The 26,525-nt window shown below is 65.9% G+C and carries 22 protein-coding genes and 1 tRNA gene; 8 read left to right on the top strand and 15 right to left on the bottom strand.

Features of this window, described 5'->3' with window-relative positions; genetic code table 11:
- Positions 1-50 precede the first annotated feature (50 nt).
- From cyoD to EDF74_RS02660, 5 genes are all read right to left on the bottom strand, one after another.
- Positions 51-401: a cytochrome o ubiquinol oxidase subunit IV gene (gene cyoD, locus EDF74_RS02680; protein WP_019184497.1), complete on the bottom strand. Its 351-nt coding sequence runs from the start codon at positions 399-401 to the stop codon at positions 51-53.
- Positions 401-1,018: a cytochrome o ubiquinol oxidase subunit III gene (gene cyoC / locus EDF74_RS02675; RefSeq protein WP_123728681.1), complete on the bottom strand. Its 618-nt coding sequence runs from the start codon at positions 1,016-1,018 to the stop codon at positions 401-403. The genes cyoD and cyoC overlap by 1 nt, the downstream gene beginning before the upstream one ends.
- A gap of 20 nt (positions 1,019-1,038) precedes the next feature.
- Positions 1,039-3,042, bottom strand: coding sequence for a cytochrome o ubiquinol oxidase subunit I (gene cyoB, locus EDF74_RS02670; RefSeq protein WP_123728680.1), 2,004 nt, complete (start codon positions 3,040-3,042; stop codon positions 1,039-1,041).
- Between the two features lie 2 nt (positions 3,043-3,044).
- The gene (cyoA, locus tag EDF74_RS02665; RefSeq protein WP_123728679.1) at positions 3,045-4,121 is read right to left on the bottom strand and encodes a ubiquinol oxidase subunit II; all 1,077 of its coding nucleotides are present in this window, start codon (positions 4,119-4,121) and stop codon (positions 3,045-3,047) included.
- A 327-nt stretch (positions 4,122-4,448) separates the two neighbouring features.
- Positions 4,449-5,453 (bottom strand): 2-hydroxyacid dehydrogenase, encoded by a 1,005-nt coding sequence (locus EDF74_RS02660; RefSeq protein ID WP_123728678.1) that lies wholly within the window; start codon positions 5,451-5,453, stop codon positions 4,449-4,451.
- A gap of 70 nt (positions 5,454-5,523) precedes the next feature.
- Here EDF74_RS02660 and EDF74_RS18065 point away from each other — a divergent pair, with 70 nt between their 5' ends.
- The 6 genes from EDF74_RS18065 to EDF74_RS02635 all read left to right on the top strand — a co-directional run bounded on the left by EDF74_RS18065 (position 5,524) and on the right by EDF74_RS02635 (position 12,974).
- A complete protein-coding gene (locus EDF74_RS18065) occupies positions 5,524-5,868 on the top strand; it encodes a hypothetical protein (protein WP_148045904.1) in 345 nt (114 codons plus the stop codon).
- 35 nt (positions 5,869-5,903) lie between these two features.
- On the top strand, positions 5,904-6,710 hold the full coding sequence (locus EDF74_RS02655; RefSeq protein ID WP_123728677.1) for an alpha/beta fold hydrolase: 807 nt from the start codon (positions 5,904-5,906) through the stop codon (positions 6,708-6,710).
- On the top strand, positions 6,707-8,041 hold the full coding sequence (locus tag EDF74_RS02650) for a GGDEF domain-containing protein (RefSeq protein WP_123728676.1): 1,335 nt from the start codon (positions 6,707-6,709) through the stop codon (positions 8,039-8,041). The genes EDF74_RS02655 and EDF74_RS02650 overlap by 4 nt, the downstream gene beginning before the upstream one ends.
- A gap of 76 nt (positions 8,042-8,117) precedes the next feature.
- Positions 8,118-8,750, top strand: coding sequence for a TetR/AcrR family transcriptional regulator C-terminal domain-containing protein (locus tag EDF74_RS02645; protein WP_123728675.1), 633 nt, complete (start codon positions 8,118-8,120; stop codon positions 8,748-8,750).
- A gap of 49 nt (positions 8,751-8,799) precedes the next feature.
- Positions 8,800-9,900, top strand: coding sequence for an efflux RND transporter periplasmic adaptor subunit (locus tag EDF74_RS02640; RefSeq protein WP_123728674.1), 1,101 nt, complete (start codon positions 8,800-8,802; stop codon positions 9,898-9,900).
- Entirely contained in the window at positions 9,897-12,974 is a 3,078-nt protein-coding gene (locus tag EDF74_RS02635; protein WP_123728673.1) for an efflux RND transporter permease subunit, read from the top strand. Before EDF74_RS02640 ends, EDF74_RS02635 begins: the two co-directional genes overlap by 4 nt.
- 63 nt (positions 12,975-13,037) lie before the next feature.
- Here EDF74_RS02635 and EDF74_RS02630 read toward each other — a convergent pair.
- Positions 13,038-13,113: transfer RNA gene (locus tag EDF74_RS02630), tRNA-Thr, on the bottom strand.
- Between the two features lie 163 nt (positions 13,114-13,276).
- Between EDF74_RS02630 and treA the strand changes: the two genes are divergently transcribed.
- Positions 13,277-14,905, top strand: coding sequence for an alpha,alpha-trehalase TreA (gene treA / locus EDF74_RS02625; protein ID WP_123728672.1), 1,629 nt, complete (start codon positions 13,277-13,279; stop codon positions 14,903-14,905).
- A gap of 24 nt (positions 14,906-14,929) precedes the next feature.
- Here the strand turns inward: treA and EDF74_RS02620 are convergent, their stop codons facing one another.
- The 6 genes from EDF74_RS02620 to murJ all read right to left on the bottom strand — a co-directional run bounded on the left by EDF74_RS02620 (position 14,930) and on the right by murJ (position 23,996).
- Complete coding sequence (locus EDF74_RS02620) at positions 14,930-16,810, bottom strand: M61 family metallopeptidase (RefSeq protein WP_123728671.1); 1,881 nt, start codon at positions 16,808-16,810, stop codon at positions 14,930-14,932.
- Positions 16,811-17,030: 220 nt separating this feature from the next.
- A complete protein-coding gene (gene ispH, locus EDF74_RS02615) occupies positions 17,031-17,981 on the bottom strand; it encodes a 4-hydroxy-3-methylbut-2-enyl diphosphate reductase (RefSeq protein ID WP_123728670.1) in 951 nt (316 codons plus the stop codon).
- Positions 17,982-18,034: 53 nt separating this feature from the next.
- Positions 18,035-18,541: a signal peptidase II gene (gene lspA / locus EDF74_RS02610; RefSeq protein WP_123728669.1), complete on the bottom strand. Its 507-nt coding sequence runs from the start codon at positions 18,539-18,541 to the stop codon at positions 18,035-18,037.
- Positions 18,541-21,372, bottom strand: coding sequence for an isoleucine--tRNA ligase (gene ileS / locus EDF74_RS02605; protein WP_123728668.1), 2,832 nt, complete (start codon positions 21,370-21,372; stop codon positions 18,541-18,543). Before ileS ends, lspA begins: the two co-directional genes overlap by 1 nt.
- Positions 21,369-22,316, bottom strand: a complete 948-nt coding sequence (locus EDF74_RS02600; RefSeq protein WP_123728667.1) for a bifunctional riboflavin kinase/FAD synthetase — start codon at positions 22,314-22,316, stop codon at positions 21,369-21,371. The genes ileS and EDF74_RS02600 overlap by 4 nt, the downstream gene beginning before the upstream one ends.
- Before the next feature lie 75 nt (positions 22,317-22,391).
- Positions 22,392-23,996: a murein biosynthesis integral membrane protein MurJ gene (gene murJ / locus EDF74_RS02595; RefSeq protein ID WP_123728666.1), complete on the bottom strand. Its 1,605-nt coding sequence runs from the start codon at positions 23,994-23,996 to the stop codon at positions 22,392-22,394.
- 116 nt (positions 23,997-24,112) lie between these two features.
- Here murJ and rpsT point away from each other — a divergent pair, with 116 nt between their 5' ends.
- Positions 24,113-24,382: a 30S ribosomal protein S20 gene (rpsT, locus tag EDF74_RS02590; RefSeq protein WP_019184515.1), complete on the top strand. Its 270-nt coding sequence runs from the start codon at positions 24,113-24,115 to the stop codon at positions 24,380-24,382.
- Between the two features lie 163 nt (positions 24,383-24,545).
- Here rpsT and obgE read toward each other — a convergent pair whose 3' ends face one another.
- From obgE to rplU, 3 genes are all read right to left on the bottom strand, one after another.
- The gene (obgE, locus tag EDF74_RS02585) at positions 24,546-25,598 is read right to left on the bottom strand and encodes a GTPase ObgE (protein WP_088432136.1); all 1,053 of its coding nucleotides are present in this window, start codon (positions 25,596-25,598) and stop codon (positions 24,546-24,548) included.
- A gap of 194 nt (positions 25,599-25,792) precedes the next feature.
- Positions 25,793-26,053 carry a 50S ribosomal protein L27 gene (rpmA, locus tag EDF74_RS02580; protein WP_019184517.1) on the bottom strand — a complete coding sequence of 87 codons (261 nt, stop codon included), beginning with the start codon at positions 26,051-26,053 and terminating at the stop codon, positions 25,793-25,795.
- A 15-nt stretch (positions 26,054-26,068) separates the two neighbouring features.
- Positions 26,069-26,386: a 50S ribosomal protein L21 gene (gene rplU / locus EDF74_RS02575; RefSeq protein WP_019184518.1), complete on the bottom strand. Its 318-nt coding sequence runs from the start codon at positions 26,384-26,386 to the stop codon at positions 26,069-26,071.
- Positions 26,387-26,525: the final 139 nt, after the last annotated feature.

Genomic DNA, 26,525 nt, shown 5'->3' with positions numbered 1-26,525 from the left:
AAAGGCCGCCCGAGGGCGGCCTTTCTGCGTGTGGCAACGTCGCGAAGACGTCAGTGCATCATGTGCACGTTCATGTTGTGCATGACCCACAGCGAACCGGCAACGATGATGCCGATCACCACGACGGTGAAGGCCGCCGCGCTGACGTTCCAGCGCTGTTCCGAGGAGCGGTCCAGGTGCAGGAAGAACACCAGGTGCACCAGGATCTGCAGCACTGCTGCAACGACGATGATGACGCCGGTGGTGAAGCGCGGCAGGTCGCCATGCATGACCGCCCAGAACGGGATGATGGTCAGCACCGCGGCCAGCAGGAAGCCGATCAGGTAGGACTTGACGCTGCCGTGGCTTTCGCCGGCGGCACCGTGGCCATGATCGTGTGCGTGATTGTCATGTGCGGCCATTACAGCGCTCCATTCAGATAGACGACGGAGAACACGCCGATCCAGATCAGATCCAGGAAGTGCCAGAACAGGCTCAGGCACGCCATGCGGGTCTTGTTGGTCTGGGTCAGGCCGTTCTGCTTGATCTGGATGAACATGATCAGCAGCCACAGCAGACCCGCGGTCACGTGCAGGCCGTGGGTACCCACCAGCGCGAAGAACGCCGACAGGAACGCACTGTGGTCCGGACCGTAGCCCTGATGGATCAGGTGGTTGAACTCCCACACTTCCATGCACATGAAGCCGAAGCCCAGCAGCCAGGTCAGTGCAAGCCATGCGTACATCTGGCCCACCTTCTGCTTGTGCATGGCGATCATGCCCAGGCCGAAGGTCAGCGAGGAGACCAGCAGCAGCGTGGTTTCCCAGGCGACGAAGGACAGTTCGAACAGGTCCTTCGGGCCGGGGCCACCGTTGGTGCCGCCGGACAGCACGATGTAGGTCGCAAACAGGGTGGCGAAGATGAGGCAATCGCTCATCAGGTACACCCAGAAACCGAAGACGGTATTGCCGCCGGTGTCGTGGTGCTCGTGGTCGTCATGGCCGTGGGCCGCCGCGTGCGCGGCGTGCCCAGGGTTCATGGTGTTGGGGATAGTGGTGCTCATGCCTTCAGCTCCGATTTCACCAGGCCCTGCGCCACCAGGTGGCGACGGTGCTCATTTTCGATCCGCTCCACTTCCGCGGCCGGCACGTAGTAATCCACGTCCTTGTCGAAGGTGCGCCAGATGAAGGTGCCGATCATGCCGACCAGACCCACGATGGCCAGCCACCAGATGTGCCAGATCATCGCAAAGCCGAACACCAGGCTGAAGGCGCCGATCACCACACCGGTGCCGGTGTTGCGCGGCATGTGGATGTCGGTGTACTTGGCCGGACGTTCCCACGCCTCACCACGCTGCTTGCGCTCCCAGAACTCGTCCAGTTCGTTGACGCGCGGCAGCGAGCCGAAGTTGTAGAACGACGGCGGCGAAGAGGTTTCCCACTCCAGCGTACGGGCGTCCCACGGATCGCCGGTCAGGTCGGCGGTCTTCTTGCGGTCGCGGATCGACACGGCGATCTGGATCACCTGGCACAGGATGCCGGCGCCGATGATGAAGGCACCGCACATGGCGATGATCAGCAGCGGCTGGTATTCCAGGTTCGGGTAGCTCTGCATGCGGCGGGTCATGCCCATGAAGCCCAGGATGTACAGCGGCATGAACGCGACATAGAAGCCGATGAACCAGCACCAGAACGCGCGCTTGCCCCAGGTTTCATTGAGGCGGAAGCCGAACATCTTCGGCCACCAGTAGGTGATGCCGGCGAACATGCCGAACACCACGCCGCCGATGATGACGTTGTGGAAGTGGGCGATCAGGAACAGGCTGTTGTGCAGCACGAAATCGATGGCCGGGATCGCCAGCATCACGCCGGTCATGCCGCCGATGGTGAAGGTGACCATGAAGCCGATCGTCCACAGCACCGGGGTCGTGAACTGCACGCGACCGCGGAACATGGTGAACAGCCAGTTGAAGATCTTCACGCCGGTCGGGATCGAGATGATCATCGTCGTGATGCCGAAGAAGGCGTTGACGTTGGCACCCGAGCCCATGGTGAAGAAGTGGTGCAGCCACACGATGAACGACAGCACGCCGATGCAGGCGGTGGCGTAGACCATGCCCTTGTAGCCGAACAGCGCCTTGCGCGAGAAGGTCGCGATGACCTCGGAGAACACGCCAAAGGCCGGCAGGACCAGGATATAGACTTCCGGGTGACCCCAGATCCAGATCAGGTTGATGTACAGCATGGCGTTGCCGCCACCATCATTGGTGAAGAAGTGCGTGCCCAGGTAACGGTCCAGGGTCAGCAGCACCAGGGTGATGGTCAGCACCGGGAAGGCGGCGATGATCAGCACGTTGGTGACCAGCGCGGTCCAGGTGAACACCGGCATCTGCATCAGCTTCATGCCGGGGGTACGCATCTTCAAGATGGTGATGAAGAAGTTGATGCCGCTCAGCGTGGTACCCAGGCCTGCCACCTGCAGGCCCCAGATGTAGTAATCGACACCTACCCCTGGGCTGTATTCCTTGCCTGACAACGGCGGGAAGGCCAGCCAGCCGGTCTGCGCGAACTCACCGACACCCAGCGAGATCATCACCAAGCCCGCGCCCGCTACGAACAGCCAGAAGCTGAGCGAGTTGACGAACGGGAAGGCGACGTCGCGTGCGCCGATCTGCAGCGGCACGACAACGTTCATCAGGCCGGTGATCAGCGGCATCGCCACGAAGAAGATCATGATCACGCCATGGGCGGTGAAGATCTGGTCGTAGTGATGGGGCGGCAGGATGCCCTCGTTGCCGCCGGCAGCCATGGCCTGCTGCACACGCATCATGATGGCGTCGGCGAAGCCGCGCAGCAGCATGACGAAGGCGACGACGAGGTACATCACGCCGATCTTCTTGTGGTCGACGGACGTGAACCACTCTTTCCAGAGATAGCCCCACAGCTTGAACTTGGTGATCAGCGCCAGCACGAGCAGGCCACCGATCCCCGCGCCGATCAGCGTGGTGATGACGATCGGATCGTGTGGGATGTCGGCAAAGGTCAGTTTACCCAACGGATTCATGGTCATTCTCCCGAGCCGCCGTGACCGGCGTGACCGGCTGCGGCGTGCTCGTCTGAAGTGTGTGCGGCGTCCGCGGCAGCGGGCTGGTCGGCATGGACCGGCAGCTTGACGGCTTCGTCCTGGGCGCCGCTCATGGCCTGCATGTCGTGGCCTTCATGGCTTTCGCCCTGGGCACCGTCATGCTTCATCGCCTTGTGATCGTGCTTCATGCCGTAGTGCTGGTTGTCGCCCATGTGCTTGGCGATCACCCAATCGAACAGGCCGGTCTCGGCGGTGCCGAAGTAGGTCACCGGGTGCCAGTCGTGGTTCTTCTCGGCGACCAGCGCAGCGAAGGCGTTCTTGTCCAGGGTCGCGCGTTCGGCACGTACCTTGGTCAGCCACTGCTGGTACTCCGCCTCGGTCACCGAGTGCGCGGAGAAATGCATCTTGCTGAAGCCCGCGCCGCTGTAGTGCGAGGACATGCCCGGGAACTCGCCGGTCTCGTTGGCGATCAGGTGGAGTTTGGTCTCCATGGCCGTCATCGAGTAGATCATGCTGCCCAGGTGCGGGATGAAGAACGCATTCATCACCGAATCGGACGTGATCTTGAAGTTCAGCGGGGTATCGACCGGGAAGGTGATCTCGTTGACGGTGGCGATGTTCTCTTCGGGATAGATGAAGAGCCACTTCCAGTCCAGCGAGATGGCTTCGATCACCACCGGCTTCTTGTCCGAGTCCAGCGGACGGTACGGATCCAGCGCGTGCGAGGAACGCCAGGTCAGTACGGCCAGCACCAGCACGATCATGCACGGGATCGACCAGACCACCACTTCGATGGCCGTGGAGTGCGACCACTTCGGCTCATAACGGGCCTTGGTGTTGGTCGCACGGTACTTCCACGCGAAGGTGAGGGTCATGATGATGACCGGCACGACAACCAGCAGCATCAGCACGGTCGCCGTGATGAGCAGGGTCTTCTCGTCGTGGCCGATCTGGCCCTTGGGGTTGAGGATGGCCGAGTTGCAGCCCGTGAGGAACACGGACAACGCAAACAGCAGGCCCGGACGCAGGAAGCGTCCAAGGGGGTTCAACGGAATCATCGGTCGATCCAATTGCGTAGGGAATGCCAGTTCAAGCCCGCCTCCGTCCCAGCCAAAGCCGGTGGTGCCGGTCCAAGGGGACAGGCACGGAGGACGATCATGTCAGCCTTCTAATTTTAGGCCGTCATGCATCATTTAAGAAAGGCATTGACAATGATCCAGCGCAGGAAAGGCCTGTTTTAGGCTGCGACACGTTGTCGCAGTGCCGGGCAATGACCCGATTCGGCAACATTCCGGCCCATGTATAGACATGAACGAGTCATCCGCAGGGCGCCAGCGGGTGGCCACGGTACACGCCCCGGCGCCCGGCGTCACCGGCAGCGCCGCTCAGGCGGCCAGCACCTGATTCGGGCAGGCCGCCCCGGCGACGAAGTCCGCCAGGTTGCGCAGCGTGATCTCCGATATTTCCTGCAGCGCCTCCACCGTGAAGAAGCCCTGGTGCCCGGTCACCAGCACATTGGGGAAGGTCATCAGCCGCTGGAACGCATCATCGTCGATGATGTCGCCGGACCGGTCCTGGAAGAACAGCCCGCTCTCCTGCTCGTACACATCGATGGCCAGATGCCCCAGCCGCCGTGACTTCAGCGCGCGGATCACTGCATGGGTATCCACCAGCCCACCGCGCGAGGTATTGACCAGCATCGCCCCGGGCTTCATCCCGGCAAGTGAGGCATCGTCGATCAGGTGATGGGTTTCCGGCGTCAGCGGGCAGTGCAGCGAGACGACATCCGAGCGGGCGAGCAGCTCGTCCAGCGCGACCGACGTGCCGATCGCGGCGAACGCCGCCGACGGATACGGATCGTGGCCCAGCACGGTGCAGCCCATGCCCTTGAAGATGCGGGCCGTGGCCAGGCCGATCTGCCCGGTGCCGACGATGCCCACCGTTTTGCCATGCAGCGTGCGGCCCAGCAGGCCATCGAGCATGAAGTTGCCTTCGCGCACCCGGTTGTAAGCACGGTGGGTCCGGCGGTTGAGCGTCATCACCAGCGCCAGCGCATGTTCGGCCACGGCCTCCGGCGAATACGCGGGCACGCGGGCCACGAACAGGCCCAGCTGCCCCGCCGCCGCCAGGTCGACATTGTTGAAGCCTGCACAGCGCAGCAGTACCGCGCGCACGCCCAAGGCCTGCAGCGCCTGCAGTACCGGGGCATCCAGCCGGTCATTCACGAACACACAGACCGCCTCGCAATCCTGCGCCAGCGCCGCGGTATGCAGATCCAGCGCGGCATCGAAGTACAGAAACTCGAACAGCTGCCCTGCCCCGCGGCGCTGGTTGGCCTCATCGAGAAAATGCTGGTCGTACGGGCGGGCGCTGAATACTGCGATCTTCATGAGGGTGATCCCCGGGAGTTCGAGCCTGACGATACCGCAGTACACTCCGGCCAACTGCCTGGAGCCTGCCGTGTCCCTCACTGCCCGCCTTCTCCGCTGGACCGCCACGCGGATGGGCCGGCGCGCCCTGGTCGCGCTCACTGCTGTGATCGTGACCCTGATGGCCTGCAATCCACTGCTTGCACCACTGCTGCCCGTGGTGGATGCGCTGGGGCTGGATGTGCTGGTCCTGCTGATGGGTGTTCAGGCGATGGCACTGCTGCCGTGGGTGCGGCTGCATGCCGGCCGTATCGCCCGCGTCGCCGCCCGTTTGCTGCTCGGTGCGCTCACAGGTGCCATCGCCGGTTTCATCGGCGGCTATCTGCGGCAACTGGTATTCGGCACGGGCGCGCGTTGGACCCGCGCGCGCCCGTGACCTAGTATTCGGGCCTTGCAAGACGTGATGGGTGGATGTGCGTGGAAAGTTTCGAGCGGTTCAACGGGCGCCGTAGCGGCGAAGGCAAATCAGTCGCCATCCTGTCACACGGCTTTGGTACCGATCAGACCGCATGGAACGCACTGCGCCCTTGGTTTGAAGCACGCTTTGATGTGATCTCCTTCGATCTTGCCGGCTGCGGTCCGAAAGGTGCGCAGACCTACGATTTCGAACGGCACGGCTCGCTGTTCGGCTATGCCGACGATCTGCTCGACATCCTGGACGAGCTGGACGTGCACAACTGCACATACATCGGCCACTCGATGAGCGGAATGATCGGCGCGGCCGCCGCCGTTGCTCGGCCGGAGCTGTTCGAGCGTCTGGTCATCATCGGTGCGTCGCCGCGTTATCTCGACGACGCCGGCTACACCGGCGGCTTCAAGCCGCAGGACCTGGAGCAACTGTTCGAGAGCATGCGCGCCAACTACCAGGCCTGGATCGCCGGCTTCGCCCCGATGGTCGTAGGCGTGGAGGACAGCGCGGTTGTCGCCGACTTCTCCAACACGCTGTTCCAGATGCGCCCGGATATCGCACTCAACACCTCGCGCACGATCTTCACCTCCGATCTGCGCAGCCTGGCCGCGCGGGTTTCCACGCCGGTGCACCTCATCCAGACCGCGCACGACATCGCGGTGCCGGTCGCGGTCGGCGAATGGCTGGCCAACGCGATCGACGGCGCTACGCTCGATGTGATCGATGCCTCCGGGCATCTGCCGCACATGACCGCGCCGGATGACGTCATGGACATCCTGGAACGGCGCTTGGGCGCAACGAAGCTGTGACCTCGTCCGACAGTGAAGCGCTGGCCGCGCTGTGCCAGTTTGCCCGCCTCGCCTCCCACGCCGACCTGGTCATGGCGATGGAGGTGGAAGACGGCGGCAGGGCGACATGGGCCGCCGCCGCCCCGGCACTGCCCTCATCGAGCTTCAACCTGGCGCGCAGCGGCCTGTTCGAGCACGCCTGGACCGGTGACGCCGTCGACGCGGCGGGGTTCCGGCTGCCAACCGCGGTGATCCATGCGCTGGAGGGCCTGCCTGCCCGCCTGCTCTACGTGCCGGCCCCCTCGCACGGTGCGCCGCTCAGCGGCCTGCTGCTGCTCTGGCGAAACCCACTCGCGCCTGCCGGGCTGACCCGGCAGATGGAGCTGCTGGCAAAGAGCGTGGCACGGCTGTTGTCCGCACGCCGCGAGGCCGCCCGGCAGGTCATCGTGCGCAATCAGTTCCTCGATCTGTTCGACAGCGTGCCCGCCGGGATTGTCCTGATCGACGGCGACGGTGTCGGTGCTGCGGTCAACGAGCATGCCGCGGCATTGCTTGGCTGCACCGCCGGCAATCACCGCGCCGCGGATCTCACTGGCCCGATGCGCGCCCTGCGCCAGCGCTGCGACAACCACACCGAACTGGAGCTGGCCTACAGCGCCCAGATGAACAACGATCAGTTCGCCGCGACGCTGAACTGGACACTGGGCGAACGGACGTTCGAGGTGGATACCCACCCGGTGCGCGGCAACGGGGCACACGGGCGCATCTGGCTGTTCACCGACGTCACCGCCGATCTGCTGATGGCCGCCGAGCTGCGCCGCCTTGCCTCCTCCGATCCCTTGACCGGTGTTCCCAATCGACGGCACTTCGAGGAATGCTCGGCACAGATCATCGCCGCCCGCGAAGCGAACGGCCGCGCCGTGGCGGTACTCATGGTGGACGTGGATCACTTCAAGAAGATCAACGATACCTACGGCCATCCCGCCGGCGATGAAGTCCTCAAGGTCGTGGCCAGGCGCTGCCGGGACGCCCTTCGCGAGCGCGACCTGTTTGCCCGCTTCGGCGGCGAGGAGTTCATTGCCCTGCTGGCCGCGTCCGCCGTGGACGAGATCCCTGCCGCCGCCGAGCGACTGCGCAGCGCGGTGGCGGCCGACCCCATCCTGGTGGGCGGCGACCGGATCTCCGTCTCCGTCAGCGTCGGCGGGGCGATCGGCGAGGCGCTGCCGGGTGGCGACCAGAGACTGCTGGAAGACCTGATCGCCCGGGCGGATGAGGCGCTGTATGAGGCCAAGAGCAGCGGCCGGAACCGGGTCCGGATGGCGGCGCTGCATGCGGAGCCGGTCGACCCTTGAGCCGGCCCGACGGCACTTGTCCACGCCAGCCTAACACTGTTAGATTCGCCACCTAACATCGTTAGGCCACCCCACAGTGCGTCAACCCATCGCGCGGGAGAACATCGTCGAGGCAGCCTTCCGGATCCTCGACGAGGATGGCCTGGAAGGCATCACGCTGCGCAAAGTGGCCTGCTCGCTGGGCATCCGCGCGCCGTCGCTGTACTGGCACTTCAAGAGCAAGCAGGCGCTGATCGACGCCATGGCCGATGCCATGATCTGCGATGTCGCCCGTGCGTTTCCCGCGGGACAGCCGTGGCGGCAGACCCTGCTGCAGATCGGGCGTGAGTTCCGCTTGGCATTCAAAGCGCGCCGAGACGGTGCGCGGGTGTATGCCGGCACCTTCCTGGCCACCGAAAACGTGCTGCGGGTGGGTGAGGCGAGCATCGCCGCGCTGATCGGTGCGGGCGCCTCGGCACGTTTCGCCGCGACCGCGGCGATGGACCTGGTGTACTACACGATGGGCTTCGTTATCGAAGAACAATCCTGGCCCGGTGACGGCAGCATGGAGGCGCTCGGTGAGGCCTTCATGGCACTGGCCGAGGCGCGTTTCCCCCATTGCTGGCAAGCCCGTGACGTGTGGAGCGAAGTCGATTTCGACGCGCGCTTCGAGCAGGGGCTGGGCCTGATGCTGGATGGCATCGAGCTGCACCTGTCCCGCGACGCCTGATTCCCCCCCTCCTTCTTTTTCCCGCTGTTCCGACCCGGAAAGCCCCTCAATGCGTGCACCCTCCTTCCGCAGTTTCTCCCTGATCCTGATCGCTGCGCTGCTGTCCGCGTGTGGTGGCAAGGACGACAAGGCTTCGGCCGACGCCGCCGCTGCCAGCTCGGCGCTGCCGGTGTCGCTGGCGCCCGCGCAGCAGCAGACCATGGCCCGCACGGTGCTGGTTTCCGGGCCGGTCACTGCCTATGAAGAAATGCAGCTTGGCGTGGAGATCAGCGGCCAGCGCGTGACCGCGTTGCTGGTGGATGTGGGGCAATGGGTCAAGCAGGGCCAGGTGCTGCTGCAGGTCGACCATCGCACCCTGGACAGCGAGCTGGCGCAGGCCGATGCCTCGTTGCGGCAGGCGCAGGCCTCGCAGGAACTGGCCCGCATGAACTACGAGCGCAGCGCCAAGCTGGCCGCCCAGCAGCTGATCAGTGAAAGCAGCCTGGATGAGCTGCGCGCCTCGCGCATCAACGCCGAAGCGCAGACCGCCACCGCACGCGCCGCGCGCGACGCGGCCAAGCTGCGCCGCGATTTCGCCGACCTGCGCGCACCGGCCGACGGCCTGATCTCCAAGCGCCTGGTGCAGCCGGGCCAGGTGGTTTCCGCCGGTACCGAGCTGCTGCGCCTGATCCGCGATGGCCGCCTCGAGTGGCGTGCGGAGCTGCCGGAGAACCAGCTGGCGGATGTCGCCGTCGGCAATACCGTGGAGCTGCCGTACGCTGGCCAGGTGGTCAACGGCCGCATCCGCGCGGTCACCCCGGGTGTCGATGGGCAGACCCGCACCGGCACCATCTACGCCGACCTGCCCACGCCCGGCCCGCTGAAGCAGGGCATCTATGTGGATGGCCGCATCGTCACCGGCGACGGCCAGGTGCTGACCATCCCGACCGCGGCGATCGTGCAGCGCGACGGCCACAACTACGTGTTCACCGTGAACGACAAGCAGCAGGCCACCCGCCACCGGGTCAGCACCGGCCAGGCCGTCAAGGGCCGTACCGCGATCCTTGAAGGGTTGAAGGCGGGCGATCAGGTGGTGGTGGATGGCGCCGGCTTCCTCGGTGAGGGCGACCGCGTGCGCGTGGTGGCCGATGCCAAGGCCGCGGCCCGATGAACATCTCCGCCTGGGCGATCAACCGCCCCCTGCCCGCGCTGTTGATCTTCTTCGTGCTGTGCGTGGCCGGCCTGTGGGGGTTCCATCAGCTGCCGGTAGCGCGCTTCCCCGACATCGCCTTCCCGATGACCACCGTCACCGTCACCCAGCCGGGTGCCTCGCCCAGCCAGCTGGAGGCCGAGGTGACCCGCAAGGTCGAGGACTCGGTGGCGACCGTCAACAACGTCAAGCGCGTGATGTCCTCGGTCAGCGAAGGCGTCAGCACCACCACCATCGAATTCCAGCTCGAGGCCGATCTGGCCACCGCGCTGGATGACACCCGCGACGCGGTCACCCGCATCCGTACCGACCTGCCGCAGGACATCCAGGAACCGGTGATCTCCAAGGTCGATATCGGCGGCTCGCTGATGACCTACGCGCTGGTCGCTCCGCACATGACCACCGATGAGGCCAGCTGGTTCGTCGACCGTGATATCTCGCGAGCGATGTACGGCGTACCCGGTGTCGCGCGCGTCACCCGCGTGGGCGGCGTGCAGCGCCAGGTGCGGGTGGACCTGGATCCAAATGCCCTGATCGCGATGGGCATCACCGCCGGCGATGTCTCCCAGCAGCTCGCTCGCATCCAGGTCGAGCGTGCCGGCGGCAAGACCGAGGTCGAAGGCGCGCAGCAGACCATCCGCACGCTGGGCACCGTCGGTGACGCGCAGGCGCTGCGCGACTACTCCATCGCCCTGCCGGACGGCCGCGCGGTGCGGCTCTCCACGCTGGCCACGGTGACCGACGGCGCTGCCGACCCGACCGAGGCCGCTCTGCTGGACGGCAAGGGCGTGGTGGCCTTCTCGATGTCGCGCACGCGCGGCTCCAGCGAGGTCAAGGTGGAGGCCGGCGTGCATGAGGCGCTGGACAAGATCAAGGCCGAGCATCCCGGCATCGACTTCCGCCTGGTCACCACGGCGATCGACGAGACCCACCGCTCCTACGATTCCTCGATGACCATGCTCTGGGAAGGCGCGCTGTTGGCGCTGCTGGTGGTGTGGCTGTTCCTGCGCGACTGGCGCGCGACGTGGGTATCGGCGCTGGCGTTGCCGCTGTCAATCATTCCGACGTTCGCGGTGATGTACTTCTTCGGCTTCACCCTCAACATCATCACGCTGCTGGCGCTGTCGGTGGTGGTGGGCATCCTGGTGGACGATGCGATCGTGGAGATCGAGAACATCGTGCGCCACCTGCGCATGGGCAAGCCGCCGTTGGAAGCCACACGCGAGGCCGCCGGCGAAATCGGCAACGCGGTGATCGCCACCTCGCTGACTCTGGCTGCAGTGTTCGTGCCGGTCGCCTTCATGCCCGGCATTGCTGGCAAATTCTTCCGCGAATTCGGCTGGACCGCCGCCACTGCCGTGCTGTTCTCGCTGCTGGTGGCCCGCCTGCTCACCCCGATGATGGCCGCGTACCTGCTCAAGCCGCATGGCGAGGAGAAACCGGAATCCAGGCTGATGACGTGGTACCTGGGCTGGGTGGACGCCGCACTGCGCTATCGCGGCCGCACCCTGTGGCTGGCCACCGGGTTGTTCGTCGCGTCGCTGGCGCTGGTGCCGTTCATCCCGGCCACCTTCATCCCGCAGTCCGATCTGGGCCGCAGCAACCTCAATCTCGAACTGCCGCCGGGCACCCGCCTGCAGGAGACCGTGGCCGTCGCCGAGCACGCTCGCGCACTGCTCAAGGACATGCCCGAACTCAAGCAGGTCTATACCGCGGTCGGCAGCGTGCTCGACCTGGGCGACCCGGGTGCGACCGGCGTGGGTGAGCCGCGCAAGGCGACCCTGGTGCTCGACTGGGGCAGCGCCGACGGACGCGACCGCGACCAGCGCGTGCTGGAACGTGAGGCGCGTGAGCGCTTGGCTGATCTGCCCGGCGTGCGCGTCAGCTATGTCAGCTCCGAGCCCGGCAACCTGCTGCAGCTGGTGCTCTCCGGCGACGACCCGCAGCGCCTGCAGGATGCCGCCACCGCACTGGAACGCGACCTGCGCGGCATCCAGGGGCTGGGCAGCGTCACCTCCACCGCCTCGCTGCTGCGCCCGGAACTCCAGATCGTGCCGAACCCCGCCCGCGCCGCGGACCTGGGCGTCGCGACCGCCGATATCGCCGAGGCCGCCCGCATCGCCACGGCTGGCGATTACGAGCAGCGCCTGGCCAAGCTCAACCTGCCCGACCGGCAGGTACCGATCCGGGTCGGCTTTGCCGAAGCCACCCTGGCCAACCCGGGCCTGATCAGCCAGCTGCGTGTGCCCGGCCGCAACGGCCCGGTGCCGCTGGCGGCGGTGGCCGACATCCAGCAAGGCAGCGGTCCCTCGCAGATCTCGCGCTACCAGCGCCAGCGCAACGTGACGCTCACCGCCGAACTCAACGGTCGCCCACTGGGCGATGTGATGACCGAAGTGCAGGCGCTGCCGGGCGTCAAACAGCTGCCGCCGGGCGTGACCTTCCTCAACACCGGCGATGCGGAAGTGTTCGTCGAGCTGTTCATCGGCTTCATGCTGGCGATGGCGGCCGGGTTGATCTGCATCTACATGGTGCTGTTGCTGCTGTTCAACCACGCGCTGATGCCGGTCACCATCCTCGCCGCGGTGCCACTATCCGCCGGCGGTGCGTTCGGCGCCCTGCTGATCACCCAGAACATGCTCTCGCTGCCGGCGCTGATCGGCCTGCTGATGCTGATCGGCATCGCCACCAAGAACTCCATCCTGCTGGTGGATTACGCGGTGATGGCCGAAGACGAGCACGGCATGAGCCAACATGACGCGCTGATCGATGCCTGCCGCAAGCGTGCACAGCCGATCATCATGACCACCCTAGCGATGGGCGCGGGCATGATGCCGATCGCGCTGGGCTTTGCCGGGGATTCAAGCTTCCGTGCGCCGATGGCGATCGCCGTGATCGGCGGCTTGATCACCTCCACGCTGCTGAGCCTGATCGTGATTCCCGCGGCCTTCACCGTGGTGGATGATGCGGGGGATTGGCTGTCGCGGAAGTTCCGGCGGCGGTCGTCGCATCCCGTGGGGAGTGGTGCGGAGTGAGGTGACTGGCCACTTCGCCACAAACAAAAAGCCCCGACCAAGGCCGGGGCTTTTTGCTGTATCTGGTGCCGGAAATAGGAATCGAACCTACGACCTACGCATTACGAATGCGCCGCTCTACCAACTGAGCTATTCCGGCGAGGTCGTGAATTCTAGGGGGTGCGGACCGCTTTGGTCAATCAGGGAAGCACCTCACCGTGGGACGGCCCGCGCGCCCAATGGCCCGGCAAGACGTGCTCCTGCCGCACCAGCCCTTGACGCACCAGCCTCTACAGTGAATCCCCCACCTCCCGAGGCATCCCATGCGCCCCTGTCCCCGCTTGGCCGGTCTGCTGCTGTCGTCCCTGCTGCTGAGTGCCACTGCGCTGGCACGCGACACGCCACCGATGCCGCAGACCCCGGACCAGCAGTGGCAGCCGCTCTTCCAGCATGTCCAGGGCGCACACCTGTTCAAGGATCAGAAGACCTTCGCGGATGCAGTGCCCCACCAGCCCAGCGCGGCTCTCCTCACCCAGTGGCAGCGCGCCCGGACTGAGCCCGGATTCGACCTGGCAGCCTTCGTCGCCGAGCACTTCGCAGTGCCTGGTGACACTCAGCCCTACGTGCCACCCACCGGCGAAACCCTGCGCGCGCACATCGAGGGGCTGTGGCCCGTGCTGACCCGCACCACCGACACGGTGGATCCGAACGGCTCGCTGCTGCCGCTGCCCAGGCCCTACGTGGTGCCCGGCGGCCGCTTCCGCGAGGTGTACTACTGGGACAGCTATTTCACCCTGCTCGGGCTGGCCTCCAGTGGTCGCTGGCAGCAGGTGCGCGACATGGTGGACAACTTCGCGTTCCAGCTCGACAGCTACGGCCATATCCCCAACGGCAACCGCAGCTACTACCTCAGCCGCTCGCAGCCGCCCTTCTTCAGCCTGATGGTGGATCTACTCGCCACCCACGAAGGCGATGATGCCTACCGCCGTTACCTGCCGCAGCTGCGCATCGAGCATGCGTTCTGGATGCGCGGCGCGGAAACGCTGGCAGCGGGCGAGGCGCGAGAACGCGTCGTGCGACTGGCGGACGGGCAACTGCTCAACCGCTATTGGGACGACCGCGCGGTGCCACGCACCGAGTCCTGGATGGATGATCTGGCCACCGCAGCCCAGGCGCCGCAGCGCGCGCCCTCGCAGGTGTATCGCGACCTGCGCGCCGGTGCTGAGTCCGGCTGGGATTTCAGCTCACGCTGGCTCGCCGAGCCGTCGGCATTGGCGAGCATCCACACGACGGCGATCGTGCCGGTGGATCTGAACAGCCTGCTGTTCCATCTGGAAACGACCGTGGCCCGCGCCAGCAAGGCGGCCGGTGATCGCAGCGGCGCACGCACCTTCACCCAACTGGCGAAGGCGCGTCAGCACGCCATCAACCAACTGCTCTGGGATGACACGCAAGGCTGGTACGTGGACCGCGATCTGGAGCGTAGCCAGACGCGCCCTGCCCTGACTGCAGCCGCTCTGTTCCCCTTGTGGCTGGATGTCGCTGGCCGCACGCAGGCACGCCGCACCGCAGAGGCAGTCGATTTGCAGCTGCTGCGCGATGGCGGGCTGCTGACCACCACCGTGACGACCGGCCAGCAATGGGATGCCCCGAATGGCTGGGCACCGTTGCAGTGGGTCGCGGTGGACGGGCTGCAGCGCTATGGGCAGGACACCCTCGCCCGCCGGATCGGCACGCGCTTCCTGCGCACTGTGCAGACGGTGTACGACCGCGAGGGCAAGCTGGTGGAGAAGTACGTGGTGGACGGTTCGGCCACCGGCGGCGGCGGTGGCGAGTACCCGCTGCAGGATGGCTTCGGCTGGAGCAACGGGGTCACGTTGGCGCTGCTCGATCGCCTGTGTGCGCCGAAGCGTGTCTGCGACAGCGCGCAGGATGTGGAGGCCGCGGACTGATCCAGCGGCCGCCGCGGCGCGGCATCACCGCGCCTTCCACAACTCCGCCAGTCGATCCGGCTTGCCCGCGATGCGCTCCAGCGACGGGTACTTCAGCCCATCGTGGTAATCCAGCGTCACCGTATCGATGCGATCGAAGCTCTTCACCAGCAGCGTCAGCGGCGCCTTGTCGGTCTTGGCGGCGGTGATCGCCTCCTTCAACTGCTCGGCCTTGAACACCCGGCCATTGAGCGCGACCACGCTCATGCCGGGAATCAGACCGGCATTGAAGGCCGGGCTGTCCCACAGCACATCGCCGATGTAGCCGGACTCGCTGACAGACAGGCCGATGGAGTACAGCAGGTTGCTGTTCTTGCCGCGGGTTTCCTGCGCCTTGAACGCCTCGTTCGGTGTATCGGTGTACACCAGTTTCCAGCCAGCCGCTTCCAAGCCCCCTGTGAGCGGACCGTGCCCGTCCAGGCGTTCGCGCAGGAAGCTGGCCCAGTCGAACGGCGCCACGCCGTTGAGCGTGCTCACCACCTCGTCGAAGGTGTACGGATGGACGTTCCAGTCACCGTCGTTCATGCCGAAGAACGCCTTGGCGAAATCATCCAGGCCGCGCTTGTTGCCGGTCAGCGCGCGCAGCTTGCCCTCCACGTCCAGCCACACCATCTGGCCGCCGGAGTAGTAGTCCTCGCTCATCTGATAGTTGCGGAACGCCAGCGCGCGGCGCTGGGCGATGGTCGGGTCGTTGGTGGTGTCCTGCAGGTTGCGCCAGGCCAGGCCGGGGCGACCGCGGTCGTAAGTGCCCGCCACATTGGCCAGCACGTCGCGTGTCTGCTGCGGGCTCCACAGGCCGGAGCGCGCGGCCAGCACCTGGCCCCAGAACTGGGTCTGGCCTTCGTACAGCCACAGCAGGCTGTCGCCCATCGGCACGTTGAAGTTGGCCGTGGTCAGATCGGCGCCACGACGGTACTTGCCGTTCCAGGAGTGATTGAACTCGTGCGGCAGCAGATCACGGCCCAGCCAGGTCTTGTCCCACTCAGTAAAGTAGCCGGTGTCGCCGCTGTTCTCGCTGGAGCGCTGATGCTCCAGGCCGATGCCGCCGAGCTTGTCGGTCAACGCCAGCAGGAACTCGTAGCGGTCGAAATGGCGTGCGCCGTAGAGCTTGTACATCTGCTGCACCAGCGCGCGATGCGCTTGAATCTGCTCTGGCTTGGCGGTCAGCGATTTAGCCTCATCGGCGAAGACATTCAGGTGCACCGGCACCTTCGCGCCCGGGTCCAGATCGAAGCGTTGGAAGTGGCGGCCGGCGAACAGCGGCGAGTCGACCAGGTGGTCGTAGCTGATCGGCTTGAACACCACGGTGTCACCCTCGCGGCGCTCGGTATCCAGCGCGGTGGCGTACGACCAGCCCGGCGGCAGCGTGACGGTGGCCTGCGCCTGGATGTTGCGGGTGATCACCCCAGCCGGGTACAGCGAATTGGCATTCCACTGCAGGTTGAGCATGTCCGGCGTCATCACCACGCGGCCCTGGGTGCCCTGCGAAGAGAGGAACTTGAACTCGGCCACCACTTCGCTGGCGCCCTGCGGCACCTGCACGGTGAAGGCATAGACGTCGTACGGATCGCGCGTCCACTGCAGCGGCGTGCCGTTGGCGGTGACGACCAGGCCGGCGAGCTTGTCGATCGGGCCACTCGGCGAATGCGCCCCGGGCAGCCACTGCGGGTACAGCAGAGTCAGCGGGCCGGGCTTGGCCGGCACCGTGGCCTTGACCTTGAAGATGCGTCGCCCGATATCGCGCGCGTCCACGTCGATGCGCAGCAGACCCGGGAAGGCCACGTCCTGCGGCGGCGGTGTCTGCGCCTGTACGCCGGTGGCGGACACGGCCAGCAGCACGGACAGGGCAATGGCACGCATCTTCATCAGGCAGGCTCCGGCAGGGGAAGCTCTTGATCCTAGCCCTCCGCCTGCGCCCTGCCCCATACCCAAAGGTCATGCGTCGCGTTGCGGCCATGATTGGCACAGCGGAGTGCGGTGAGGTTCTGTGTGCCGGACGGGATCAGGGCCAACCGGGGTGTGCTGCCGGCCAGCGGCCGGCACTACCGGGGCAGCGCCATGGCATGTGTGGCGGAATGCTGCGCGGTCAGTCGACCAAGCGCAGCCGCAATTCCTTCGGCAGCGCGAATACCATCGATTCCGGCTCGCCCTCCAGTTCGCCCACACCGGTGGCACCGAGTTCCTTCAGGCGCGCGATCACCCCGTCCACCAGCACCTGCGGCGCCGAGGCGCCCGCGGTCAGGCCGATGTGCTTCTTGCCGGCCACCCATGCCGGGTCGATCTCGTCGGCACCGTCGATCAGGTAGGACTCCACGCCATCACGGCGCGCCAGTTCACTCAGGCGGTTGGAGTTGGAGCTGTTAGGCGAGCCGACCACCAGCACCAGATCGCATCGCTTGGCCAGATCGCGCACCGCGTCCTGACGGTTCTGCGTGGCGTAGCAGATGTCGTCGTTCTTCGGGCCCTGCATCGCCGGGAAGCGGGTGCGCAGCGCGTCGATGATGCTGCGCGTGTCATCCACCGAGAGCGTGGTCTGGGTGGTGTAGGCGAAGTTCTCCGGCTGGTCGATGACCAGCGTGGCGACATCCTCCACATCCTCCACCAGGTAGATCTGGCCGGTGCCGCGCTCGCGGCTCCACTGACCCATCGTGCCTTCCACTTCCGGGTGCCCGGCGTGGCCGATCAGCACCACGTCGCGGCCGGCGCGGCAGTGGCGGGCCACTTCCAGGTGCACCTTGGTAACCAGCGGGCAGGTCGCGTCGAACACCTTCAGGCCACGGCGGTCGGCTTCCTGGCGCACGGCCTGGGACACGCCATGGGCGCTGAAGATCACCGTGTTGTCGTCCGGCACTTCGTCGAGTTCTTCGACGAAGATCGCGCCGCGGGCCTTGAGGTCATCCACCACGAACCGGTTGTGCACGACCTCGTGGCGCACGTAGATCGGCGCACCCAGGGTCTCGATCGCGCGCTTGACGATCTCGATCGCACGATCGACACCGGCACAGAAACCACGCGGATTGGCGAGCAACACATCCATCGGTCAGATACTCCGGCCGGCGTGAGCCGGGTTGTTACGGATACAGGAGGGAATTATCCCGCTTTTTTGGCAGCCTTGCCGTCGAACAGGCCGAACAGGGCAATACCCACCGCGCCCAGCACGATCGCCGAGTCGGCGATATTGAACGAGGGCCAGTAATGGTCCCCGATATGCCACTGGATGAAGTCGACCACGTGACCGTGCATGAGGCGGTCGATCACGTTGCCGATCGCCCCGCCGATCACCAGCGCGTAAGGCACGGCGCTGCGCCAGGCACCGCGCGCGGTGCCCCACATCCAGTAGGCCATCAGGCCGCTGATGCCCACCGCCAGCGCGGTGAAGAACCACAGCTGCCAGCCACCGGCATCGCTCAGGAAGCTGAATGCCGCACCGGTGTTGTAGGTGCGGTACCAGTTCCAGAAGCCCTCGATGACCACCACCGGCTCGTACTCGGGCAGGCTGGACAGCACCCAGGCCTTGCTCCACTGGTCGGCGATGATGATCACCGCCGACAGCAGCAGCCAGATCAGCGCGTTCGGACGCGGACGGGCGGCGGCCATCAGAACCACCGCCGGTCTTCGCCGGCACCGTCGATGTTGGTCACGCAGCGGCCGCACAGTTCCGGGTGCGCAGCGACCGAGCCGACATCGGCGCGGTAATGCCAGCAGCGCACGCACTTCTGCTTGCCGGTCGGCTGGGCGCTGACGAACACCTCGTCGGTGGTCGCCGGGCGCACCTGCACGTCACCGCTGATCAGCAGGAAGCGCAGCTCCTCGGCCAGCGGCTGCCAGCGCGCGGCGGTCTCGGCATCGGCGGCAACGGTGATCTCCGCTTCCAGCGCCGCACCGATCGCACCATTGGCGCGCATCGGCTCGAGCACCTTGGCGACCTGCTCGCGCAGGGCCAGCAGCTGATCGAAGTCGGCCGCGTTGAGCGGTGCATCGGCCGGTAGCGGGGCCAGGCCCTCGTACCACGTGGCAAACAGCACGTTCTCCTTGCGCTCGCCCGGCAGGTAGCCCCACAGCTCATCGGCGGTGAAGCTCAGGATCGGCGCGATCCAGCGCGTGAACGCTTCGGCGATGTGGTACATCGCGGTCTGCGCCGAGCGGCGGCCGCGCGAGTCCACCGGCATCGTGTACAGGCGGTCCTTGGTGACATCCAGATACACCGAGCCCAGATCCACGCTGCAGAAGTTCAGCAGCAGCTGCACGATCTCGGCCATGTTGTAGCCGGTGTACGCCGCCTTGATCTTCTCCTGCACCTCGAAGGCGCGGTGCACGATCCAGCGGTCCAGCGCGACCATGTCGGCCGGGGCCACCAGGTGCTGGGCCGGGTCGAAGCCGTCCAGGTTGCCGAGCAGGAAGCGCGCGGTGTTGCGCAGGCGCCGGTAGGCATCCGCGTTGCGCTTGAGGATTTCCTGCGACAGCGACATTTCATTGCTGTAATCGGCCGAGGCGATCCACAGGCGCAGGATGTCCGCGCCCAGGGTCTTCATGATGTCCTGCGGCTCGATGCCGTTGCCCAGCGACTTGGACATCTTGCGGCCCTTCTCATCCACGGTGAAGCCATGGGTGAGGCACTGCTTGTACGGGGCCTTCTTGTCGATGGCCACGCCGGTCAGCAGCGAGGACTGGAACCAGCCGCGGTGCTGATCCGAGCCTTCCAGATACAGATCGGCCGGCTTGCCGAAGCCACGCGCCAGCAGCACGCCTTCATGGGTCACGCCCGAGTCGAACCAGACATCCAGGATGTCGGTGACCTTCTCGTACTGCGGCGCTTCCTCGCCCAGCAGCTCGGCGCTGTCCAGCGAGTACCACACGTCGATGCCGTCGGCCTGCACGCGGTCGGCGACCTGCTGCATCAGTTCGACGGTGCGCGGGTGCGGCTCACCGGTTTCGCGGTGGGTGAACAGCGCGATCGGCACGCCCCAGGTGCGCTGGCGGCTGATGCACCAGTCCGGGCGGCCGTCGACCATCGAGCCGATGCGCGCCTTGCCCCAGCTCGGGAACCAGCCGACGCTGTCGATCGCGGCCATCGCGTCGCGGCGCAGGTTGGCCTTGTCCATCGAGATGAACCACTGCGGGGTGGCGCGGAACACGACCGGCGTCTTGTGGCGCCAGCAGTGCGGGTAGCTGTGCACGATCTCAACGAAGGCCAGCAGTGCACCGGAGGCGCGCAGCACGTCGACGATCAGCGGCTGCGCCTTCCACAGGTGCACGCCGGCCAGTTCGACGTCGCCGGCCGGCGGGGTCGAGGACAGGTACACGCCACGGCCGTCGACCGGGTTGATCTGGCCGGCGTTGTACTTGTCCATCAGCCCGTACTGCTGGCTGACCACGAAGTCTTCCTGGCCATGGCCCGGAGCGGTGTGCACCGCGCCGGTGCCGTCTTCATCGGAGACGTGGGCGCCATTGAGCAGCGGGATGTCGCGCTGCGGGTAGAACGGATGGGCCAGCAGCAGGTTTTCCAGCGCGGCGCCGGTGGCACGACCGTGCACGACCAGGCCGTCCACGCCGTAGCGCTGCAGCGAACGCTCGGCCAGCGCGGCGGCCAGCACCAGCCAACGGCGCTTGCCGTTGTGGGCCGGGCCTTCGGCCAGCACGTATTCGATCTCCGCACCGAGCGACACCGCCAGCGAGGCCGGCAGCGTCCACGGGGTGGTGGTCCAGATCGGCACCGCCACCTCGACATCGGCCGGCAGCGTCACGCCGAAGCGCTCGGCCAGCTGCTGCGAATCACGCGACACGTAGGCCACGTCGATCGCCGGCGAGGTCTTGTCCTGGTATTCGATCTCGGCCTCGGCCAGCGCCGAGCCACAGTCGAAGCACCAGTGCACCGGCTTGGCGCCGCGCACGATGTGACCGTTGGCGAACACCTTGGAAAGCGCACGGATCTCGTTGGCTTCGAAATCGAAGCTCAGCGTCTTGTACGGGTTGTCCCAATCGCCGATCACGCCCAGGCGCTTGAAGTCGCGGCGCTGCAGTTCGATCTGCTCTTCGGCGAACTCGCGGCACTTCTGGCGGAACGCGACCGCATCGAGCTTGACGCCGACCTTGCCCCACTTCTTCTCGACCGCGATCTCGATCGGCAGGCCGTGGCAATCCCAGCCCGGCACGTAGGGCGCATCGAAGCCGGCCAGGTAGCGCGACTTGACGATGATGTCCTTGAGGATCTTGTTGACCGCGTGGCCCAGGTGGATCTGGCCATTGGCGTAAGGCGGGCCGTCGTGCAGCACGAACAGCGGGCGACCCTGCGCGTTGTCGCGCAGGCGGGCGTAAAGGCCCTCGTCCTCCCAGCGCGACAGAATGCCCGGCTCGCGCTTGGGCAGGTCGCCGCGCATCGGGAATTCGGTTGCCGGCAGATGAAGGGTGGCTTTGTAGTCCTGGCTCACGCAGTGGCTCGCAATCTGTGTTCGGAAAGGATGTGACGGGCCTGTTCGGCGTCACGGTGCATCTGGTCGGTCAACGCAGCCAGATCTTGGAACTTTTCTTCGTCGCGCAGCTTGGCGACGAACTCGACATCGATGTGGCGGCCGTACAGGTCGCCCTGGAAATCAAACAGGTGCGCTTCCAGCAGCGGCTCCACGCCATCCACGGTGGGACGCGTACCGAAGCTGGAGACCGACGGCCACGGCTGGTCGAACACGCCGTGGACCCAGGTCGCGTAGATCCCCGACAGCGCCGGCGTCTTAGGAAAGCGCAGGTTGGCGGTCGGGAAGCCCAGCGTACGGCCCAACTGACGGCCGCGCACTACCCTGCCCCCAATCGTATACGGCCTGCCCAGCAGATCGCCGGCATGACGGAAATCACCGGCGCGCAGCAACTGGCGGATGCGGGTGCTGGAGATGCGCTCGCCATGCAGGTCGACCGGCTCGATCTCGCCCGCACTGAAGCCACGCTCGCGGCCCATCGCCTGCAGCAGGGCCAGATCACCCTTGCGGCGGTTGCCGAAGCAGAACTCCGGCCCGATCCACACCTCGCGCGCACTCAGCCGGTGCACCAGCAGCTGCTCGACGAAATCCTCGGCCTGCATCGCGGCCATGCGCGCATCGAAGCGCAGCAGGCCGATCGCATCCACGCCGAGTTCGCGCAGCATTGCGACCTTGTCACGGGCCAGGGTCAATCGCGGCGGCGGCTCGCCCTGGGCGAAGTACTCGCGCGGCAACGGCTCGAAGGCCACCGCAACGGCGGCCACGCCCAGCGCGCGCGCGCGCGAAACGGCGTGGCGCACCAACGCACGATGGCCCAGGTGCAGGCCGTCGAATGCGCCGATGCAGACCACGCTTCCGTGCGGGAACAACTGCCCGCCTTCGACGTTTCTAAACAGCCTGCTCATCTACGTGGAATGCGGCCCACCAGGGCCGATGCTTTGCAAGAGATAGCCATGAAGTATAGCCGGGCTGCCCCCGGATCAATGCTCCCGCAGGTGGCGCGGGCGGAAGCCCATGGCGACCAGGGCCACCAGATAGGTCAGACCGCCACCGCCGACCAGCAGCGCGAGGTTGCCGATGCGGTGCCATTTATCCATGCCGGTGAAGTCCGCCATCCCGTAGCGCAGGCCCAGCAGCACCGCCACCATCGCCAGGCAGGCCAGCCCCAGCTTGGTGACATAGCCGCCCCAGCCCGCCTTGGGCTGGTAGACATCGGTCTTGCCCAGCCAATACCAGAGCAGGCCCAGGTTCAGATAACTGGACAGCGCACTGGCGATACCCAGCGCGAGATGCAGGCCCGGCTGCTTGCCCAACGCGACCCAGACGCCCTGCGCTTTCAGCGCCTCCGGCACCATCACGTGGTACAGCACGGCCAGCAGGATGAAGTTGAAGACCATATTGGCCACCAGCGCGACCACACCGGCGCGGACCGGGGTGCGGGTGTCCTGGCGGGCATAGAAGGCCGGCAGCACCACCTTCAGCAGCGCGAAGGCCGGCAGGGCGAAGCTCAGGCCGTACACCGACAGCGCGGTCATGCGGGTATCGAAGGCGGTGAAGCGGCCGTACTGGAACACGGTGGCGATCAGCGGCTCGGCCAGCAGCAGCAGGCCCAGCATGGCGGGGATGGCGATCAACAGCGTCGTGCGCAGGCCCCAGTCCAGCGCACTGGAGAAGCCGGCCTTGTCGGTACTGACATGGTGGCGGGCCAGCGCCGGCAGGATCACCGTGCCCAGCGCCACGCCGAACACGCCCAGCGGCAGTTCCAGGAAGCGGTCGGCCAGCGACAGCCAGGACTGCGAGCCGTCGGTCAGCTTGGCGGCGATCACCGTATCCAGCAGCAGGTTGATCTGCGCGATCGAGGAGCCGAACAGCGTCGGCACCATCAGGGTCAGTACCTTGCGCACCCCCGGATGCCGCCAGCCCCAGCGCGGCAGGGTCAGCAGGTTGATGCCCTTCAGCGAGGGCAGCTGGAACAGCAGCTGCAGCAGGCCGGCCGCCAGCACCGCCCAGCCCAGCGCCAGGATCTGCTTCTCCGGGGTGCCGCCCAGCCGCGGGGCCAGCCACAACGCACCGGCGATCATGCACAGGTTGAGGATGACCGGGGTCAGCGCCGGCATCGCGAATTTCTGGAAACTGTTGAGCGCCCCGCCCGCCAGCGCGGTCAGCGAGACGAACAGCAGGAACGGGAAGGTCAACCGGAACAGGTCCACCAGCAGGCCATGCTTGGCCGGGTCGGTATCCACCCCACTGGAGAACAGGGTCGCCAGCTGCGGCGCGAAGATCAGCGCCAGCGCGGTGACCAGCAGCAACACCCCGCCCAGCGTGCCGGCCACCCGCGCCATCAGTTCGCGCAGTTCGGCATGCGAGCGGGTTTCCTTCACCTCCGTGAACACCGGGACGAACGCGGTGGCGAACGAGCCCTCGGCGAACAGCCGGCGCAGGAAATTGGGCACCCGGAAGGCGACCCAGAAGGCATCGGTCACCGCATTGGTGCCGAACGTGGTGGTGATGACCAAGTCGCGAACCAGCCCCAACACCCGCGAAATCATGGTCATGCTGCTGAAAGACAGCAGGCCCCGCAACATCCTTGGTGAACTCACCCGTGTTCCCTCTTGACAATTGACTTGACGTACATTTTTCGAGCCATCATACTTTCCAGCTTGCTGTTCCCATTACACCGATTTTTCAGGAAACCACCACTGTGGCCAATATCAAGTCCGCCAAGAAGCGCGCCAAGCAGACCGTCGTGCGCAACGCGCGCAATACGGCTCAGCGTTCGATGCTGCGCACCGCTGTCAAGAAGGTGATCAAGGCTCTGGATGCCAATGACGCCGCCGGCGCCGAGGCAGCCTTCGCTGTTGCCCAGCCGATCCTCGACCGTTTCAGCTCGCGTGGTCTGATCCACAAGAACAAGGCTGCTCGCCATAAGAGCCGCCTGACCGCGCGCATCAAGGCCATCAAGGCCGCCTGATACGGCGCTGCGGGTGTCGTAGAGCCACGCCCCGCGTGGCTTCGATCCAGCCGCAGAAAAAAACCCGGCCCCGGCCGGGTTTTTTGTTGCCTGCGATCCCGAAATGGCAGCACCACAGAAAAACCCGGCCGGAGCCGGGTTTCTCAGGGGCGCGCGGGTGCGCTCAGTACGCATCGCGCGCTTGCGCCTCGTCTTCCTTCTGGCGGTCGAAGAAGGCCATCACGTTGTTCATGATCGGCCAGGTGCCTTCACGGCCCAGCGCCGAGACCAGGTACCACGGCTGGGTCCAGCCCAGCTCGGCGACGATCTTCTCGGCGGCAGCCTTGGCCTCGTCCTCGAACATCAGGTCGGCCTTGTTCAGCACCAGCCAGCGCGGCTTGTCCAGCAGCTCCGGATCGTGCTTTTCCAGCTCGCGCTCGATCGCACGGACCTGCTCGATCGGCGAGACACCTTCCACGCCGCCTTCCATCGGGGAGATATCCACGAGGTGCAGCAGCAGGCGGGTGCGCTGCAGGTGGCGCAGGAACTGCGCGCCCAGGCCGGCGCCATCGGCCGCACCTTCGATCAGACCGGGAATGTCGGCGATCACGAAGCTGCGGTAGTTCTCCACGCGCACGACGCCCAGATTGGGGTACAGCGTGGTGAACGGGTAATCGGCCACCTTCGGAGTCGCCGCGGACACGGCGCGGATCAGGGTGCTCTTGCCGGCATTCGGGAAGCCCAGCAGGCCGACGTCGGCCAGCAGCTTCAGCTCCAACTTCAGCAGGCGCTCTTCACCCTCTTCGCCCGGCAGCGCCTGGCGCGGCGAGCGGTTGGTGGAGCTCTTGAAATGCATGTTGCCCAGGCCGCCGCGGCCACCCTTGGCCACCAGCAGGCGGTCACCATGACTGGTCAGATCGCCGATCACTTCATCGGTGCTGACGTTCATGATCACGGTGCCGATCGGCACGGTGATGACCAGATCTTCGCCGCCCTTGCCATAGGCCTGGCGGCCCATGCCGTTCTCGCCGCGCTGCGCCTTGAAGATGCGGTCATGGCGGAAATCGACCAGGGTGTTGAGGTTCTCGTCGGCGCGGATCCACACGCTGCCGCCATTACCGCCGTCGCCACCGTCCGGCCCGCCCAGCGGAATGAACTTCTCGCGACGGAAACCGATGCAGCCGTTGCCGCCATTGCCGGCGATCACCTGGATTTCTGCTTCGTCTACAAGTTTCATGATTCTGGATGCCAATCTGGAGGCGGCGGGCGCGAGGTGCACCCCACCGCAGAGTCTAACGGCCCCGGTACGATCCAGGGCCGGCGGCGGGAAATGTCCCGCCCGATAGTTGATACCAACGAAAAACCCCGCCGAAGCGGGGCTTTCGTCAGCGACCCCACGCCGTGGCGTGGGCGCCTGCGTACCGCTGAAGATCAGGCTTCGGCGACGACGCTGACGGTACGACGCTTCTTCGGGCCCTTGACCGAGAACTCCACCTTGCCGTCGACGAGCGCGAACAGGGTGTGGTCACGGCCGAGGCCAACGCCGGTACCCGGATGGAACTGGGTGCCACGCTGACGCACGATGATGTTGCCGGCATCGATGGCCTGGCCACCGAAAATCTTGACGCCGAGGTACTTCGGGTTGGAGTCGCGACCGTTGCGCGATGAGCCTACGCCCTTCTTATGTGCCATGACTGCTTCTCCTTATTACTTGCTGCCACCGGCAATGCCGGTGATCTCGATTTCGGTGTAGTACTGACGGTGACCCTGACGCTTCATGTGGTGCTTACGGCGACGGAACTTGATGATCCGGACCTTGTCGGCACGACCCTGGGACACGACCTTGGCAGTGACCGAAGCGCCGCTCAGCGCGTCGCCCAGCTTGATGCCATCGCTGTCGCCCAGCATCAGGATGTTGTCGAACTTGATCTCGTTGCCGACTTCGACTTCGAGCTTTTCAACGCGGAGCGTTTCGCCCTGCGCCACGCGGTATTGCTTACCGCCGGTTACCAGTACTGCGTACATGACCAGACTTCCTCTGTAGTTATTGTGGTCTATGGACTGCCGCCATCGAGGGCGGACAGAAGCGGAATTTTAATGACTTCAACCACTTCGGGTCAACCCACCCCCTGCTCTGACCCGGATTTGGCTGAATACGGTTCAG

The sequence above is a fragment of the Stenotrophomonas rhizophila genome (assembly GCF_003751305.1).
Lineage (GTDB): Bacteria > Pseudomonadota > Gammaproteobacteria > Xanthomonadales > Xanthomonadaceae > Stenotrophomonas > Stenotrophomonas rhizophila_B.
The sequence above is the reverse complement of the archived record's forward strand: the minus strand, read 5'-3'. Positions and strand labels throughout refer to the sequence as shown.